This is a genomic window from Mycobacterium sp. 236(2023) (genome assembly GCF_029623955.1).
Taxonomy (GTDB): Bacteria; Actinomycetota; Actinomycetes; order Mycobacteriales; family Mycobacteriaceae; genus Mycobacterium.
Window position 1 is genome coordinate 52,337 of record NZ_JARSBP010000001.1, and the last position, 15,832, is coordinate 68,168.

Sequence of the window (15,832 nt, forward strand, 5' to 3'; positions counted from 1 at the left end):
ACGGTGCGGGACAGGGTAGACAACCCGCCCGCTCGTGGGGGGGAGCTGTCCGCCCAGGACGGCGCGGGCCGGACGGTCCTCATGGTTGACGACGACCCGGATGTCCGGACCTCGGTTGCCCGAGGTCTGCGGCATTCCGGGTTCGACGTCCGGGTCGCGGCGACAGGCAGGGAGGCGCTGCGCCTGCTCTCCAGCGAATCGCACGACGCGCTGGTGCTCGATGTGCAGATGCCCGAGCTCGACGGCGTCGCGGTGGTCACCGCGTTGCGCGCGCTGGGCAACGACATCCCGATCTGTGTGCTGTCGGCCCGCGACACCGTCAACGACCGCATCGCGGGGCTCGAGGCCGGCGCCGACGACTACCTGACCAAGCCTTTCGATCTCGGTGAGTTGGTCGCGCGGCTGCACGCGCTACTGCGCCGGGCCCACCTTTCCGATCCGACGTCGGACTCGATGACGGTCGGGTCGCTGACGATCGACACCGCGCGCAGGCTGGTGTTCGTCGCCGGCGAGCGGGTCGAGCTGACGAAACGCGAATTCGATCTGCTGGCCGCGCTCGCCGAGAACGCGGGCGTGGTCCTGAGCAGGCAGCGCCTGCTGGAACTCGTCTGGGGCTACGACTTCGACGTCGACACCAACGTCGCCGATGTCTTCGTCTCCTATCTGCGCCGCAAACTCGAACGGGACGGCCTGCCCCGCGTCATCCACACGGTGCGCGGCATCGGCTATGTGCTTCGGGAAGAGCCCTGAGACTTCCGAGGTTTCTCCGATCGGCTTCTCTGCGCACCAGAGTGGCAATCGCAGCAGCCGCTGCCGCGGCGGCGGTGGTCGCCGCGTTCACGATCCTGACGTCGCTCGTATTGGCCAACAACGATGAGGTGCAACTGGATCGGCGCCTCGACGCGATCGTCGACGCCAGCGTGTTCCCCGATCAGCTGACCGACCCCCGCCGCGGGGTACTGCAGACGGGCCGGTCCCGCTCGTCGGGTCAGGTCGTCTTCCAGCGCGGCTTCCAGTTGCCCGCGCTGCCGCCGGGCACCGAGACCGTCGTCGTCAACGGCATCGAGTACCGGGTGCGCACGCTCCCGGTCGACGAAGAAGGCGGCGTGCTGATGTCGATCGGCATCCGCGCCGACAGCATCCTGCTGACCAGCGCCAGGATTCCGTTCTACATCGGGGTCGGCGTGATCACGGTGTTGCTCGCGGGGGTGCTGGGCTGGCTGCTGGCCGGGCCCGCGATCCGGCCGCTGCGCAAGCTGACCGAACACACCAAAGCGCTCGGCGACGGCACCGAGCAGATCCCGGCAGTCCACGGGGTCCGCGAAGCCGAGGACCTGTCCGAGGCGATGAGCGCGATGCTGGACCGGCTCGCTGCGGCCCAGCGGGCCACCACCAATTCGCTTCAGGCCGCGCAGGATTTCGCCGCCAACGCCGCCCACGAGTTGCGCACTCCGCTGACCGCGATGCGCGCGGACCTCGACACGCTGCGCATCCACGACCTGCCCGACGACGAACGGGCCGAGGTCGTCGGCGACCTGTCCCGGGCGCAGCGCCGAGTGGAGGGCATCATCACCGCGCTCGGTCAGCTCGCCTCCGGCCAGTTGGCACAGGCCGAGGATCGCGAGGTGATCGACATCGCCGACATGCTCGACCGCGTCGCCCGCGAGAACATGCGCGTCAGCCGCGACGTGCAGATCGACATCGAGGCAGGCGACGAGGTGGGCACCGTGCTCGGCTGGCCCAGCGGTCTGCGGCTGGCGGTCGACAACCTGGTGCGCAACGCCGTCACCCACGGCGCGGCGACCCGCATCGTGCTCGCCGCCCATCGCGGTGTCGACGACATCACGATCGTCGTCGACGACAACGGGCGGGGCCTGCCCGCCGACGAGCACGAGTCGGTGCTCGGACGCTTCTCCCGGGGCAGCAACGCATCCCCCGGAGGTTCAGGGCTGGGCCTGGCGCTGGTGGCCCAGCAGGCCGCGCTGCACGGCGGCGCGATCGCGCTCAGCGACGGACCTTTGGGTGGGCTGCGCGCCACCCTCGTCGTGTCGACTTCGCCTGAGGCGCCGCAGGATTCGGACGGCTAGCGGCGCGCGATGGCGCGGGCGGCCCCGCGCCAGCCGAGCAGCAGCACGGCGGTCGTCACCGACGCCACCACGATGAAGCTCGTGGCCGTGCCCTGGCCGGTGACCTTGCGCAACAGCATGCCGACGACAACCGTCGCCACCCAGACGACGACGCCTGTGGGTGCGAGCGAGGACGGCCGCTGCCAAGCCCTCGCGAGCAACCAGCCGATGCCGGTGCCCGTGAGGAACGGCCACGCCGTCTCGGCGATACCAGCGATGGTCAAACCCTCCGCGTGACTGCGGCGCCCGATCGTGCAGAACACGACGACGCAGAGCAGGTCGGCGGCCAGCGCCTTGAGCACGAGGGAACGGTCAGCGGTCTGCATAGGTCATCACATCGTAAACCATTGGGCTGGTGTTCTTTTCGTCGCGCGGGGCGAATCCCGGTTCAAGCTCGGCGGGCCTGCCGTCGAGCAGGGGATCGATGTCGGCGGTGGTCCGCGAGTCCAGCCGGTACGAACCGAACACGAACGGTAGGCCGTCCGAGCGCAGCGGGTCCGGGCCGTTCATGACGTGGAAATGCAGGTGCGGCGCATCAGAGTTACCGGTGTTGCCGAGTGACCCGATGACCTGACCGGTGGTCAGCCGGTCTCCGGGCTGGACCTTGACCGAGCCGGTCTGCAGATGCGCGTAGAAGGCATAGTTGCCACCACCGAGGTCCTGCACGATGTGGTTGCCGCCGTACTCGTTGAGCGCCAAACCTGTTGGCGGGACACCCGGTACCTGCTCGGGCAGCCCGTCGAGAACGCTGACGACCGGCCCGTCGCCGACGGCGAGGATGTCGGCGCCGAAGTACGGGTAGCTGGCCGTCGCGGCCTTGTCCCCGGTGAACATCCGGCCGTCGGGCCCGAGCTGGATGTAGTCGATGGCGAACCGCTCGGCCGCCCAGATCTCGCCGTTGATCGGGTTCAGCGCCATGCGATGCGCCGTCATGTCGCAGCAGCTGTTGCCGTCCAGCCAGTTCGGCCCGGCCAGCGGCGGCGAGATCTGCACCGGCGTGCGGGTCTGCACGGTGACGGGCCCGACTTCCTCGGTCATCGCACCGGGGAACAGTGGCGGCATCGGGTCGGGCACCGTGATCGAGACGGCGTGGGTCAGTTGGTCGGGGACCGGATCGTTGGGTGAGAGCGCCACGTCGAGCCACACCGTCGCCGTCTGGGCGGCACCGAGCACGGTTGTCGGCGTTGGGTTTCCGAGTATCCGCGTCCAGTACTGGAGGCGGTCCCGGGGCAGGGTGAGCAGTGAGCGGTCGCCGCTGCGCACCTCGACCGACGCGAGGGTCACGTCTTGGGCGAGCGTGTTGGTCAGCAGAAGTTCGTATGCGAGATGAGTTTTGCCGTCCGTGGTCGGCACCGGGATGGGTGCGGACAGAACGCGTCCCACCAGCGGCGTGGCCACCGAGGGGCCCTGCGGCGGCGGGGCGTCCGTCGATGGAACGGTTGACGAGCTGGTGGCCACCTGTGTGGTCTGGGGTGCGGATGCGCAGGACGCGGTCAGTGCCGCGGCTAACAGCAGGATCGCAAGGGTTGGACGAACCGGCATGTGGCGCAGCTACTTTCGGGGATTGGTGAGGTCGTCGTCCGGGGGATCGTCGGACAATATGTCCGGCGGATGAGGCGCCTCCGGGTCGGGGCTGAACTGCGGCGGAGCGTCCTCGTCCGGGGCGGGTGCCGTCGATCCGTTGGAGTCGGGATCGACGTCGCTCTCGGTGCGGAACATGAAGAAGAACACGATCCACCCGATGGTGGAGATGAAGATCCAGCTGATCAGGCGGTAGATGAGCATCGCCGAGATGGCCGACGCCAGCGACATCCCACTGGTGACCAGACCCGGTACGAGCACCGCTTCCACCACGAGCAGGCCACCGGGCATCAGCGGGATCGAGCCGACGGCGCGGGCGGCCGCATACGCGACGGTCACCCCTGCCAGCGACGGATGCCCGCCGGTGGCATAACAGGCGAACAGCAGGCACGCGACGTCGGCAACCCAGTTGAACAGCGACCAGCTGAACGCCTCACCGAGATCGCGGCGCCCCAGCTGAACCGACTCCAGCTGTGCGAGGATCTCGCGCCACTTCGCCATACCGGTCTGGGCGGGCTTGCCGCGCAGCGAGTTCACCCACGTCAGGACCCGCACACCGATGCCCTCGATCAGCTCGGGCCGGGTGGCCACCGCCTGGGCGAGCAGGATCAGCGCAATGAAACCGCCGAGCGAAAAGATCAGCGACAACGGGTTCTTGCTGGCGCCGAGAAGGAAAGCGCCGCCGAGGCCCAGCAGCGCCAGCCCGACGACCTGCAGCACGCCGGACATCACCAACTGCCAGGACGCCACGAGCGGGGACGCACCCCAGAGCCGCTGCTGGCGGTAGATGAACGTCGCCGACAGCACCGGCCCGCCGGGCAGCGTCGTCGACAAGGCGTTGCCTGCGTAGAACGCCGCCTCGGAGCGCCACTGGTGGACCCGCACCCCAGCCGACCGCAGAAGCGTGCGTTGGATCTGGGCGAAGCTGTGCATCGACGCCATTGCGGCGACCGCGGCGGCCAGCACCCACAGCCAGTTCGCCGACAGCAGGCTCTTCCACGCCTTGGCCAATTGATCGCGGACCAGCGCCAATTCGATCGTCAGCACGATGACGGCCAGCCCGATCAGAACCCACCGCAGCCACCAGTACTTGCCGCGCGTTCGGTCCTGGCCGGAGGCCCCGGCCTGGGTGTCGCTCGCTGGCGCGTCGTGTGACACGCCCTACAGGGTAAGCGGACATCGGCTGAAAACCGCAGATCCAAGGCTCGGGCGGATGTGGCCGTTACGCTACCGGGATGCCAGACCGCCCGTCTTTCGACACTTTCGCCGACCAGTCGGTCAGTCCGACGGTCCGCAGGATCGCCGCCTGGTCGTGGCGGCTGCTGGTCATCTTCGTCGCGGTCCTCGCCGTCCTGTGGGTCATGCTGAAGCTCGAAATCCTGGTTGTCCCGGTGGCTTTGGCGACGATCATCGCGGCGCTGCTGCTGCCCGTCGTCGACTTCCTGGACAAGCGAGGGGCACCGCGCGGTGGCGCTGTCGCACTCGTACTGCTCACCAGCATCGCGTTGTTCGGGGCGCTGCTGGCGTTCGTCGTCACCCAGTTCGTCGAGGGCGCGCCCGCGCTCGTCGGGCAGGTCTCCACCAGCATCGAGGGCGTCGGCAAATGGCTGACCGACGGTCCGCTGCAGGTCAGCGATCAGCAGATCAACCAGGCCCGCGACACGGCGATCAACGCGCTGCAGAGCAACCAGGAGAAACTGACCAGTGGCGCGCTGTCGACAGCGGGCACCCTGACCGAGATCATCACCGGCGCCCTGCTGGTGTTCTTCACGCTGATCTTCCTGCTGCACGGTGGTCGCAACATCTTCGGGTTCGTCACCTTGGTCTTCCCCAGCCACGTGCGCGACCGGGTCCGCGACGCCGGCCGCGCCGGATTCCGTTCGCTGATCGGTTATGTGCGCGCGACGTTCCTCGTGGCGGCCGTCGACGCGATCGGCATCGGTGTCGGCCTCGCGATCATGGGTGTGCCACTGGCGCTTCCGCTCGCCTCGTTGGTGTTCATGGGTGCGTTCGTCCCGCTGGTCGGTGCTCTGGTGACCGGATTCCTCGCCGTCGTCGTGGCTCTGATCGCGAAGGGCTGGGTCTTCGCGCTCATCACTCTGGGGCTGATCATCGCGGTGCAGCAGTTGGAAGGTCACGTCCTGCAACCGCTCGTAATGGGGCGCGCCGTCGCGATCCACCCGCTGGCGATCGTGCTCGCGATCGCCGGCGGCGGCGTGATGGCCGGGATCGTCGGCGCGCTCCTCGCCGTTCCCGCGCTGGCGTTCCTCAACAGCGCGATCCGGGTCCTGACCGCCGACGACCCGGTCGCGGAGGAAGCGGCGTTGGAGGCCGACGACGAAGGGTTGATCAGCGCCGAACCCGACGACGTCGACACGAAGAAGGGCTGACTCTGACATGAGCGAACTCAGATCCAACAGCGCCGCCCACGCCGCCGAACTCGACCTCGACCACGAGGCTGTGCCCGGAGACCAACGCGTCGAGGGTGACCCACAGACCGGCGCGGTGGAGCTGACCAACTTCTACGGCGTCGAGGTCGGCGTCTGGGAGATGACGCCGGGTGTCGCAACCGACGTCGAGGTCGACGAGGTATTCATCGTGCTGGCGGGTTCGGCGACCGTCGAGTTCGGCGACGGCAGCCCGACACTGACGGTCGGACCCGGCGACGTCGTCCGTCTGGCTGCGGGCGCCGAGACGACGTGGACCGTCACCGAAACCCTGCGCAAGATCTACCTGACCCAGGCCTGACGCGGTCTCGCGAGGCTAGACCTTTGGTCAGACTCCTCAACGCGGCTCGTCCCTCGCCGCTTGATCGTCGTCCGACTAGATGCGGCCTTCGCGGCGCAGCAGGTCCTGCGCGCTGAGCCCACCGCCGCCGCGCCGTGGCGTGTCGTCGTCAGGCCGGGTGTTGAGCTTCTCCGTCGCCGTCTCGGCATCCGGCTTGCGCTGCGCCGGGATAGCCCGGGTCGCCGCGTCGTCGGAATCGTCGCCGGCGGTGTCAGCGTCGGGCATCGCCCGGGTCGGTTCCGCTGACGGCCGCATGGGCTGCGGGCCGGCCTGACCGGCGCCGGACGCGGTGTTCCCGCGCAGGTCTCCGAGCCAGGACTCGATCTCGCGCTCGTCGCGAGGGGCCGGCGCCTCGGGTTTGTCGGGACGCGCTGCCCGCTGCGCCGCTGCGGCGGCACCGCTGACAGCGTTGCGCACGACGTTCTTGGCGACGGACAACCGCGTCGTCTGCGGCTCGTCGGCCGGGGGAGCTGGCACCTGGGGCGGGGCTGCCTGTGGACGCGGCGGAGCGGCCGGGATGCGAGTGGTGCCTGCGCCCGACGGATCTCCGGCAGGCCTGGGCGGCATCGGGGGCCGCGGACCGGCGGGTGGCCGGCCGGGCCCTGGGCGGCCGGGGCCGGGATGCCCGGGATCGTGTGGCGGCAGTGCCCGCGCGGGCACCATCGCCGGGGGACCGCCCGCACCGACCAGCGCCTCGGCGGGCTCGTCACGCTCGTCCCGCACCTGCGGACGTTTGCGCTCGTCGGGCAGCTCGGTCTCGCCGAGACCCAACTTCTCCTGGACGCGCTTCATCCAGCGCGGCGCCCACCAGCAGTCGTCGCCGAGCAGCTTCATGATCGCGGGGACCAGGAACATCCGGATGATCGTCGCGTCCAGCAGCAGTGCGATGAGCAGGCCGAACGCGAGGTACTTCATCATCACCAGGTCGGAGAACACGAACGCACCGGCGACCACCGCGAGAACCAGGGCCGCGCCGGTGATCAGGCGGCCCGTCGTCGCGGTGCCGATGCGGATCGCCTCGGCGGTCGACAGTCCGCGCTCCCTGGCCTCGACCATGCGGGAGACGAGGAACACCTCGTAGTCGGTGGACAGACCCCAGATCACCGCGATGATCAGGCCGATCATCGGCGCCATCAGCGGCTGCGGGGTGTAGTTCATCAGCCCGGATCCGTGCCCGTCGACGAACATCCACGTCAGGATGCCCATCGTCGAGCCGAGCGTCAGCGCGCTCATCAGCGCCGCCTTGATCGGTAGCACGATCGAGCCGAACGCCAGGAACATCAGGATCGTCGTCGTGACGATCAGCACGATCCCCATCAGAGGCAGCCTGTCGAACAGGCTGTGGATGCTGTCCTGCTCCAGAGCGGGCGTGCCGCCGACGGAGATGTCGAGCCCGCGGGGAGGTTGGATTGCGCGGAGCTCGTCGATCTTCTGGGAGGCATCGTTGCGGCTGACCAGGCCGTTCTGGATGACCCGGATAGACGGGTCCTTCGAACCGCCCTCCTGAACTGAGCGTTCCTGCCACATCTTGGACGGATCGTTGTCCGGGTCGATGAACCCGCCGATCGTCATCGCCTTGGCACGGACCTCCGCGAGCTGCTGATCGGTGACGGGCTCGCCGTCCTGGCGTTCGATCACCATGGTCAGCGGTTCGGTGCGGAATCCGGGGAAGCTGCGGTCGAAGTCCTCCTGCGCCTGGCGCACACCGTTGTCAGGCGGCAGATACTTCTCGCTGATACCGCCGAGGGCAAGCTGGCCCAGCGGGATGATCAGCAGGATCATGATGATCAGAATGGGCGCGGCGAACGCGATCGGCCGCTTCATCACGACGTTGACGAGCTTGCCCCAGAAGCCCTTCTCGACCTCGGCGCGCGTCTTCGTCTTCTGCGTCTTCTCGGCCAGCCACTCGACCCACCAGACGATCGGTTTGCGAGCGAGCGGGACATAACGGGCCAGAGCGAGACCACCGGCGACGACGGCGACGAAGATGATGACACCGAGCATCACCCAGTACAGGCCGCCGCCGAGGCTGTCCTTATTGGACATGACGAAATAGGTCAGCCAGCCCAGCATGCCGACGTAGCCGAGCGTCAGGCCGATCAAGGTCAGGGGCAGGCCCTGCTCTCCGGAGTACTTGATGCGTTTGCGCGCCAGATGTCCGAGGGCAAAGCCGGCCGGCGGGACCAGCAGGCCGGCGGGGATGGACGCGATCGCCAGCGTGTTGGTTTTCGTGTTGGCGGGATCCGAGGTGACGTCGGAGTTGATGAACTTCAGCAGCCAGCGCACACCGAGCGCGTCGACGCGGGGGCCGAGGATGCCCAGGGCCGCGGGCAGCACGGTGATCGACAGGATCGCCGCGAGCATGACCGACGCGATGATCGCGTAGGTGATCGACTTCAGGAAGCCCTGCGGGAACAGCAGCAGCGGCACCGAGGACGCCACGAGGATGACGGCGGAGAACATGACGGTGCGGCCGGACGTCATCACGGCGCGGCGCACCGCGGCCTCGGTGTCGTACCCCTCGGCGAGCTCCTCGCGGAAACGGCTCACCATGAACAGGCCGTAGTCGATCGCGATGCCGAGGCCCATCAGCGTGACGACGGGTTGAGCGAAGAAGTGCACGGGCATGAACTCGGCGAACACCCGCATGATGCCGAGCGCGCCGGCGATGGTCAGACCGCCGATGATGCCGGGCAGGGCCGCGGCGATGACACCGCCGAAGACGAAGAACAACACGACGCAGACCAGCGGGATGGCCGCCACCTCGGCCCGCTTCTGGTCCTCGCCGATGGTGCCGGTCAGCTCACTGGCCAGCGGCTGCAGCCCGGCCAACTGGATGCGGCCGTCGTTGACCTCGGACAGTTGAGGTTCGATGGCCTGGTAGTTCTTGAGGATCGCGTCGTCGTCATCGCCCTTGAGCGGGATGCTGATGAACGTCTTGGACAGGTCCTCGGTCTTCATCTGCTGCACGGTTTCGGCCGCGGCGTCCGGCGCCCGCAGCCAGCCGACCCAGCTGACGATCTGGTCCTCGTGGTCGGCGACGAGATCGTTCAGCTCGCCGGTGACCTTCTCCATCCACTCCGGGTTGTCGACCTTCTCGCCGTCGGGCGGCGTGAGGATCGCCACCACGTGGCTCGTGCGATCACGGCCGTAGGCCTCGTCGGACACCAGCGACGCATGGACGGACTGGCTGCCTTCGTCATAGAAACCGCTCTGGGTGACGTGCTGTCCCAGGCTCATGCCGTAGACGCCGCCGCCCAGGCACAGTGCGACCATGACACCGATCACTATGTATCGGTACTGGTACACCGTTCGACCCCACCAGGCGAACACGTTGGGCTCCTTAAGCTTTAGTTTTTCTAGACGCGCGAGTTCAGGAGCGACGACAGCGGCCGGAACGGCTGCAGCCAAGCACCCTGCTCGGGTAGCGAATCGAGTCCGATCCGCGGTAACGGTTCCCGGAAGACGCCTGCGATGTCCTCCAGATCGACGAACTCCAAGGTATCCGACGCTAACGCCCAACTGGCATGTTCGCGAAATCCGAGCACCTGGACCCCGACGCCGGTTCTGGCGATGTCTTCCAGGGGCACTTTGAACGCCTGGCCGTCGGCGGAGGCGACGATCAGACCGGCCAGTCCCTGGCTCTCGCGCAGGGCGATGTGGTCCAGCATGTCGCTGTCGACGTCACTGTCTTCGTCCACCTTGGGTTTGGCGAACACCGCGAAGCCAACGTTACGCAATGCCTCGACCCAGGGCCGCACGACGTCCGCGCTGCCCGGGGCGATGTTGGTGAAGACGGTGGCCTCGGGTTCGAGCGCCACCGGGCGGCCGGATCCGGCATATTCGGCGGACAGGTCGGCGGTCCGGGAGAGCAGCCAGCGGCCCAGCGCGTCGAAACGGGGCCGGTGGGCGGCGGTCGGACGGCCACCCAGGATCGATCCGAGCCCCATGTCGAGGTTGGGTGCGTCCCAGACGAGAAGGACCCGGCCGGCCCGCGGCGCGGTGTCGGCGCCGAGCTCTGCGTACGTGACCACCTCGGATGTGGCGTCGACGCCGGGCATGTTGTCGGTGACGCTCATGGCGTTCTCTCCCAGAGCAGCTCGGTCACGATGGGACCTGCGAGCGCTTTGCGCTCGTACTTGGTGACGGGCCGGTCCGCCGATATCAGGAGACGATCAGAGACGGCGACACGGCGCAGGCGCGGCTCGGCGTCGCCGACCTCGGCGATGTGCTCGGCGTATCCCATGTGATCGGTGGCCGCGTGCAGCACGCCGCCGGGGCGCAGCCGGTCAGCGATCAGGGCCACGGTGTCGGGCTGCAGCAGCCGGCGCTTGTGGTGGCGCGCCTTGGGCCAAGGGTCGGGGAAGAAGACGCGGACGCCGGTCAGCGAGTCGGGCCCGAACATCGAGGTGAGGACGTCGACACCGTCGCCGCGGATCAGCCGGATGTTCGAGGTGCCCTCCCGGTCCATCGCACTGAGCAGCTGGGCCAGCCCACGCCGGTAGACCTCGACGGCGACGACGTCGATGTCGGGTTCGGCCTGCGCCATTGCCAGGGTCGAGGTGCCCGTGCCGCAGCCGATCTCCAGGACGACGGGGGCGTGGCGGCCGAACCAGGCGTCGGTGTCGAGCAGGCCTGCCGGGGCGTCGCCGTCGCGGGCCTGTAGGCCGAGTTCGGGCCAAAGCCGATCCCAGGTGGCCTGCTGGCTGTCCGAGATGGTGGAACGACGGGCGCGGAAGCTGGTGACGCGGCGGTGGAAGTGCGGGGATTCCGGCGTCGCGGAAGCGGCGACCTCGGAACCCGTCGATTGCATCCGTCCATGGTCGCTTATCAAGACCGCGCTCCCCGCATCGTGTTACAGATTGATACCCAACAGTTGCCTTCTCCTGGTACAGGGGGGTACCCACGCCGTCAAGCGGCAAAAGTGGTGTCGTCGCCCCGCCGCAACCGGTGCCACGATTCTGTGGGGGGCGGACGTCAAGGCCGCCTCGGGGACCGGGGGCCACAGTGTTTTCTTTGTCGTCTATGCCGCTGTCGTCGTCAGCTCGGCCGACGTTGGCCGACGCCGTCGGCCGGTACGCCGCGCACACCGGCAACCCGCGGGTACGCGCGGTAGAGGCGCGGCTTCGCGCACCGCGGTCGGTGGCCGTCCTCGGTCGGTCGGGGGTCGGCTGCACAGCCGTGGCCCGAGGGCTGGCCGGATCCGGCGTGCGAATTGTCACGAGCGGCGCCGACGTGCACGTTCTTGTCGTCGCCGAGGCGCTCAAGGCTGAGGACCAGCGGGATCTCGGCGCCGGGCCGACCGTCATCGTCCTCAACAAGGCGGACCTGTCCGGCCGGGTCCCCGGTGGACCGCTCGCGGAAGCCGGGCGGATCGCGGGCCGGATCGCCGCCGCGTCCGGTTGTCCCGTCGTTCCCACGATCGCTCACCTCGCTGCGGTCGACGTCGACGAGGAGATGGCTGCGGCACTGCGCACGTTGGCGGTGACACCTGCCGACATGACGTCGGTCGATGCGTTCGTGGCCGCGCCGCACGTGGTGCCCGGCCCCGTTCGACGCCGTCTGCTCGAGCGACTCGACCGGTTCGGCATTGCGCACGCGGTTCTTGCCGTCGCCGACGGTGCGGACGGCGCGCAGGTGGCCGCGCGGTTGCGGGCACTCAGCCAGGTGGACGCCGCCGTGGCCCGGATTGGCGAATTCGATGCCGAGGTGGAGTACCGCCGCGGCTGCTCGGCGCTGGCGGGGCTGCGACGGGTCGCCGCGGAGACGCGCGACGACGAGCTGGCCTCGTTCCTGGTTTCCGACCAGGTCGTGTCGGCGGTGATGACGTCCGCCGCGAACGTCATGGAGGCGGCGGGTGTGCGTGTCGACCTCGGTGACGGTCTTCGCAGTGCGGTGCGGTGGCGCCACTACGCGGACGGGCCTCTGAATGCACTGCACCGCCGGTGCGCCGCCGACATCTCGCGCGGTCTGCTGAGGTCGCAGCAGTGACGGCGCCGGAGGTGGTGGTGGTGGCCGGCCCACCTCGGGCGGGGGTGTCGGCGATGGTGAGCGAGTTGAGCCGCAGGCTCCCGTCGTACCGGTTCGCCGAGCGCACGGAGTTGTCGTCGGACGACAGTCCCGCAGCAGTCGTGTTCGTCGTCTCTGCGGTTGCCCCGCTCACCGAATCGGATTGTGCACTGCCCGAGTTCGCCGCCGACATCGACGTGGTGGTCGCCGTCGTCGCGAAGATCGACGACCACCGCGACTGGCAGGCCGTCCTTTCCGTCAACCGCGCAGCGCTGGGCAGGCCCGTGCCGTGGGTCGGTGCGGCGGCGGCACCCAGGCTGGGTGAACCGATCATGGACGAATTGGTCGGCGTGCTGGACTCGGCGCTCGGCGACGCCACCGTTCGGGCTCGAAATACGTTGCTGGCGAACGACTTCCGAGTTGCTCAGCTTCGAAACCAGCGGGAGCGCCTGATGCGAAGCAGGCGGCTGGCGGCCGCGGAACGTGCGCGCACGTTGCGCGGCGCGGTCCAGCAGGTCCGGCTTGATCTGACGCACACCGTGCGGAGGCGGTGCGCCGCGCTGCGCACCGAGTTGGTCGAGAAGGCGGCGGCGGTCGACAGGGGTGAGGTGGGGTCCTTCCCTCGGTACGTTCGCCAGCGCTGCCGCGACGTGCTGGCCGACGTCGACGCCGACATTTCCGCACATGCCGGCGCGACGGCGGCTGCCCCGCCACCGGATCTCGAACCGGCAGATCCGCCGCTGACACCGCGCCGGCTGGAGAACCGACTGATGGCCGTGCTCGGCGCGGGGTTCGGCTTCGGTGTCGCCTTGGTGGTGACGCGCGTCGTCGCGGGACTCGCGCCCGGGCTCGCGCTCGCGGGACTGGCCGTCGGCGGAGGTGTCGGGCTGGCGACGTCGGTGTGGGTGATCCGGGCGCGCACACTTCTTCACGTCCGGACACTGCTTCAGGCGTGGGCGGCCGAGGTGGCTGCCGCGGCGCGGGCCGCCGCCGAGGAACGGGTGGCGACGCGCATGCTGGCCGCCGAGACCTCGATGGCCTTGGCGAGCGCCACTGCGGGGGCGGGCGAGGACGAGGAATTCGGTGATCAGATCGCGGCGATCGAGGCCAAAATTCGGCAGCTCACGCGCTCGGAGGAGGCTTCTGGGTTGTTACCGATCGGTAGATCACCCGGTTACCGCCATCTGAATCGTTCCTGTGAGTGATTGGACATACTCCTGATTTACCGCGGGTATCTCACCCGCGTTAACCTCAATACACAGTGACGGCCGTGGCTGCCATCTGGTTTGAGTCCTGGGGGCCTCAATCCTGGCGCCGCCCGCGTTCTGGCAGACCTTTCGCAGCAAGATGCAGGGAGACAACACAGCATGACCGCAGCGACCATTCCGGGACTGGATTCCGCACCGACAAAGCACGAGGGGCTGCTGGCGTGGGTCCGCGAAGTTGCCGAGCTGACGCAGCCGGACCGCGTGGCTTGGGCTGACGGCTCCCAGGAGGAATACGAGCGCCTCGCCCAGCAGCTCGTCGACGCGGGCACCTTCCAGAAGCTCAACAACGAGAAGCAGCCGAACTCGTTCCTGGCGCTCTCCGATCCCTCCGACGTCGCGCGCGTCGAGTCGCGCACCTACATCTGCTCGCAGCGCGAGATCGACGCGGGGCCCACCAACAACTGGATGGACCCGGCCGAGATGCGCGGCATCATGACCGACCTCTACCGCGGCTCGATGCGCGGACGCACCCTGTGGGTGGTGCCGTTCTGCATGGGCCCGCTGGACGCCGAGGATCCGAAGCTGGGCGTCGAGCTCACCGACTCGGAGTACGTGGTCGTGTCGATGCGCACGATGACCCGGATGGGTCAGGCGGCGCTGGAGAAGATCGGCGACGACGGCTTCTTCGTCAAGGCGCTGCACTCCCTCGGTGCGCCGCTGGAAGACGGTGAGAAGGACGTGCCGTGGCCCTGCAACGACACGAAGTACATCACCCACTTCCCCGAGACCCGGGAGATCTGGAGCTACGGCTCCGGCTACGGCGGCAACGCGCTGCTGGGCAAGAAGTGCTACTCGCTGCGCATCGCGTCGGCGATGGCCCACGACGAGGGCTGGCTCGCCGAGCACATGCTGATCGTCAAGCTGATCTCCCCGGAGAACAAGGCCTACTTCGTCGCCGCGGCGTTCCCCTCGGCGTGCGGTAAGACCAACCTCGCCATGCTGCAGCCCACGATTCCGGGCTGGCGCGCCGAGACCGTCGGCGACGACATCGCGTGGATGCGCTTCGGCAAGGACGGCCGGCTGTACGCCGTCAACCCCGAGTTCGGCTTCTTCGGTGTCGCGCCCGGCACCAACTGGGATTCCAACCCCAACGCGATGAAGACGATCGCCGCCGGCAACACCGTCTTCACCAACGTCGCCAAGACCGACGACGGCGATGTGTGGTGGGAGGGCCTGGAGGGCGAGCCCGATCACCTGATCGACTGGAAGGGCAACGACTGGGTTCTCCGCGAGACGGAAACCAAAGCCGCGCACCCGAATTCGCGCTACTGCACCCCGATCTCGCAGTGCCCGACGCTGGCGCCGGAGTGGGACGACCCGCAGGGTGTGCCGATCTCGGCGATCCTGTTCGGCGGCCGTCGCAAGACCACCGTCCCGCTGATCACCGAGGCCCGCGACTGGCAGCACGGTGTCTTCATCGGCGCCACGCTCGGTTCCGAGCAGACCGCCGCCGCCGAGGGCAAGGTCGGCACCGTGCGCCGCGACCCGATGGCCATGCTGCCGTTCCTGGGCTACAACGTCGGTGACTACTTCCAGCACTGGATCAACATCGGCAAGCAGGCCGACGAGTCGAAGCTGCCGAAGGTGTTCTTCGTCAACTGGTTCCGCCGCGGCGAGGACGGCCGCTTCCTGTGGCCCGGCTTCGGCGAGAACAGCCGCGTGCTGAAGTGGGCCATCGAGCGCATCGAGCACACCGCCGAAGGTAAGAGCACCCCGATCGGCATCGTGCCGACCGCTGCCGACCTGGATCTGTCCGGGCTCGACGTGGATCCGGCTGACGTCGACGAGGCGCTGAAGGTCAACGCCGACGAGTGGCGTGCTGAACTGCCTCTGATCGAGGAGTGGTTCGAGTTCGTCGGCGAGAAGCTGCCGACGGGCATCAAGGACGAGTTCGACGCCTTGAAGACCCGCCTCGCCGAAGAGGCCTAGCCGTTCACACCGCGAGCGCGCGAGTCTGCACACTGACACGCCGCTCGCGTTGTGCATTCTGGGCACGCTCGTCGGCGGCGACAGCGCGCACCCAGCCACCTCTTGACAGGTGTCAAGTTTAGGCTTGTAGAG

The 15,832-nt window shown here is 68.5% G+C and carries 13 protein-coding genes; 7 read left to right on the forward strand and 6 right to left on the reverse strand.

The genetic code is table 11. The annotated features are described in order from the left end of the window. The first annotated feature begins 3 nt into the window (after positions 1 to 3). Positions 4 to 750, forward strand: a complete 747-nt coding sequence (locus P9A17_RS00275; protein WP_278036595.1) for a response regulator transcription factor — start codon at positions 4 to 6, stop codon at positions 748 to 750. Next, positions 747 to 2,087 carry a HAMP domain-containing sensor histidine kinase gene (locus P9A17_RS00280; RefSeq protein ID WP_278036996.1) on the forward strand — a complete coding sequence of 447 codons (1,341 nt, stop codon included), beginning with the start codon at positions 747 to 749 and terminating at the stop codon, positions 2,085 to 2,087. The genes P9A17_RS00275 and P9A17_RS00280 overlap by 4 nt, the downstream gene beginning before the upstream one ends. Here the strand turns inward: P9A17_RS00280 and P9A17_RS00285 are convergent. The 3 genes from P9A17_RS00285 to P9A17_RS00295 are packed head-to-tail and all read right to left on the reverse strand — an operon-like array spanning position 2,084 to position 4,865. Beyond that, positions 2,084 to 2,452: a DUF3054 domain-containing protein gene (locus tag P9A17_RS00285; RefSeq protein WP_278036596.1), complete on the reverse strand. Its 369-nt coding sequence runs from the start codon at positions 2,450 to 2,452 to the stop codon at positions 2,084 to 2,086. The two genes, P9A17_RS00280 and P9A17_RS00285, sit on opposite strands and share 4 nt — an antisense overlap. Continuing rightward, positions 2,439 to 3,668, reverse strand: coding sequence for a M23 family metallopeptidase (locus tag P9A17_RS00290; RefSeq protein WP_278036597.1), 1,230 nt, complete (start codon positions 3,666 to 3,668; stop codon positions 2,439 to 2,441). Before P9A17_RS00290 ends, P9A17_RS00285 begins: the two co-directional genes overlap by 14 nt. A 9-nt stretch (positions 3,669 to 3,677) precedes the next feature. After that, entirely contained in the window at positions 3,678 to 4,865 is a 1,188-nt protein-coding gene (locus P9A17_RS00295; RefSeq protein ID WP_278036598.1) for a YbhN family protein, read from the reverse strand. A 77-nt stretch (positions 4,866 to 4,942) separates the two neighbouring features. On the opposite strand from P9A17_RS00295, the gene P9A17_RS00300 reads away from it, so the two are divergent. Both P9A17_RS00300 and P9A17_RS00305 read left to right on the forward strand, forming a co-directional pair. Continuing rightward, positions 4,943 to 6,097 (forward strand): AI-2E family transporter, encoded by a 1,155-nt coding sequence (locus P9A17_RS00300; RefSeq protein ID WP_278036599.1) that lies wholly within the window; start codon positions 4,943 to 4,945, stop codon positions 6,095 to 6,097. A gap of 7 nt (positions 6,098 to 6,104) precedes the next feature. Next, a complete protein-coding gene (locus tag P9A17_RS00305) occupies positions 6,105 to 6,455 on the forward strand; it encodes a cupin domain-containing protein (RefSeq protein ID WP_278036600.1) in 351 nt (116 codons plus the stop codon). A 75-nt stretch (positions 6,456 to 6,530) separates the two neighbouring features. Here P9A17_RS00305 and P9A17_RS00310 read toward each other — a convergent pair whose 3' ends face one another. From P9A17_RS00310 to trmB, 3 genes are read right to left on the reverse strand one after another with little or no spacing between them, the layout of a single operon-like run. Then, positions 6,531 to 9,827, reverse strand: a complete 3,297-nt coding sequence (locus P9A17_RS00310; protein ID WP_278036601.1) for an MMPL family transporter — start codon at positions 9,825 to 9,827, stop codon at positions 6,531 to 6,533. 26 nt (positions 9,828 to 9,853) lie between these two features. Further along, a complete protein-coding gene (locus P9A17_RS00315; protein ID WP_278036602.1) occupies positions 9,854 to 10,573 on the reverse strand; it encodes an NYN domain-containing protein in 720 nt (239 codons plus the stop codon). Continuing rightward, positions 10,570 to 11,325 carry a tRNA (guanosine(46)-N7)-methyltransferase TrmB gene (gene trmB, locus P9A17_RS00320; protein ID WP_278036997.1) on the reverse strand — a complete coding sequence of 252 codons (756 nt, stop codon included), beginning with the start codon at positions 11,323 to 11,325 and terminating at the stop codon, positions 10,570 to 10,572. Before trmB ends, P9A17_RS00315 begins: the two co-directional genes overlap by 4 nt. Positions 11,326 to 11,519: 194 nt before the next feature. Between trmB and P9A17_RS00325 the strand changes: the two genes are divergently transcribed. The 3 genes from P9A17_RS00325 (at position 11,520) to P9A17_RS00335 (ending at position 15,700) form a co-directional block, all read left to right on the forward strand. Next, positions 11,520 to 12,485 carry a hypothetical protein gene (locus tag P9A17_RS00325; RefSeq protein WP_278036998.1) on the forward strand — a complete coding sequence of 322 codons (966 nt, stop codon included), beginning with the start codon at positions 11,520 to 11,522 and terminating at the stop codon, positions 12,483 to 12,485. Further along, positions 12,482 to 13,708 (forward strand): hypothetical protein, encoded by a 1,227-nt coding sequence (locus tag P9A17_RS00330; RefSeq protein ID WP_278036603.1) that lies wholly within the window; start codon positions 12,482 to 12,484, stop codon positions 13,706 to 13,708. Before P9A17_RS00325 ends, P9A17_RS00330 begins: the two co-directional genes overlap by 4 nt. Positions 13,709 to 13,870: 162 nt before the next feature. Continuing rightward, the gene (locus P9A17_RS00335) at positions 13,871 to 15,700 is read left to right on the forward strand and encodes a phosphoenolpyruvate carboxykinase (GTP) (RefSeq protein WP_278036604.1); all 1,830 of its coding nucleotides are present in this window, start codon (positions 13,871 to 13,873) and stop codon (positions 15,698 to 15,700) included. Positions 15,701 to 15,832: the final 132 nt, after the last annotated feature.

Bases quoted from the DNA above. Each gene is read 5' to 3' on its own strand.
- P9A17_RS00315 (WP_278036602.1), bottom strand. From the start codon at position 10,573: ATGAGCGTCACCGACAACATGCCCGGCGTCGACGCCACATCCGAGGTG.
- P9A17_RS00305 (WP_278036600.1), top strand. From the start codon at position 6,105: ATGAGCGAACTCAGATCCAACAGCGCCGCCCACGCCGCCGAACTCGAC.
- P9A17_RS00300 (WP_278036599.1), top strand. From the start codon at position 4,943: ATGCCAGACCGCCCGTCTTTCGACACTTTCGCCGACCAGTCGGTCAGT.
- P9A17_RS00285 (WP_278036596.1), bottom strand. From the start codon at position 2,452: ATGCAGACCGCTGACCGTTCCCTCGTGCTCAAGGCGCTGGCCGCCGAC.
- P9A17_RS00290 (WP_278036597.1), bottom strand. From the start codon at position 3,668: ATGCCGGTTCGTCCAACCCTTGCGATCCTGCTGTTAGCCGCGGCACTG.
- P9A17_RS00335 (WP_278036604.1), top strand. From the start codon at position 13,871: ATGACCGCAGCGACCATTCCGGGACTGGATTCCGCACCGACAAAGCAC.
- P9A17_RS00325 (WP_278036998.1), top strand. From the start codon at position 11,520: ATGCCGCTGTCGTCGTCAGCTCGGCCGACGTTGGCCGACGCCGTCGGC.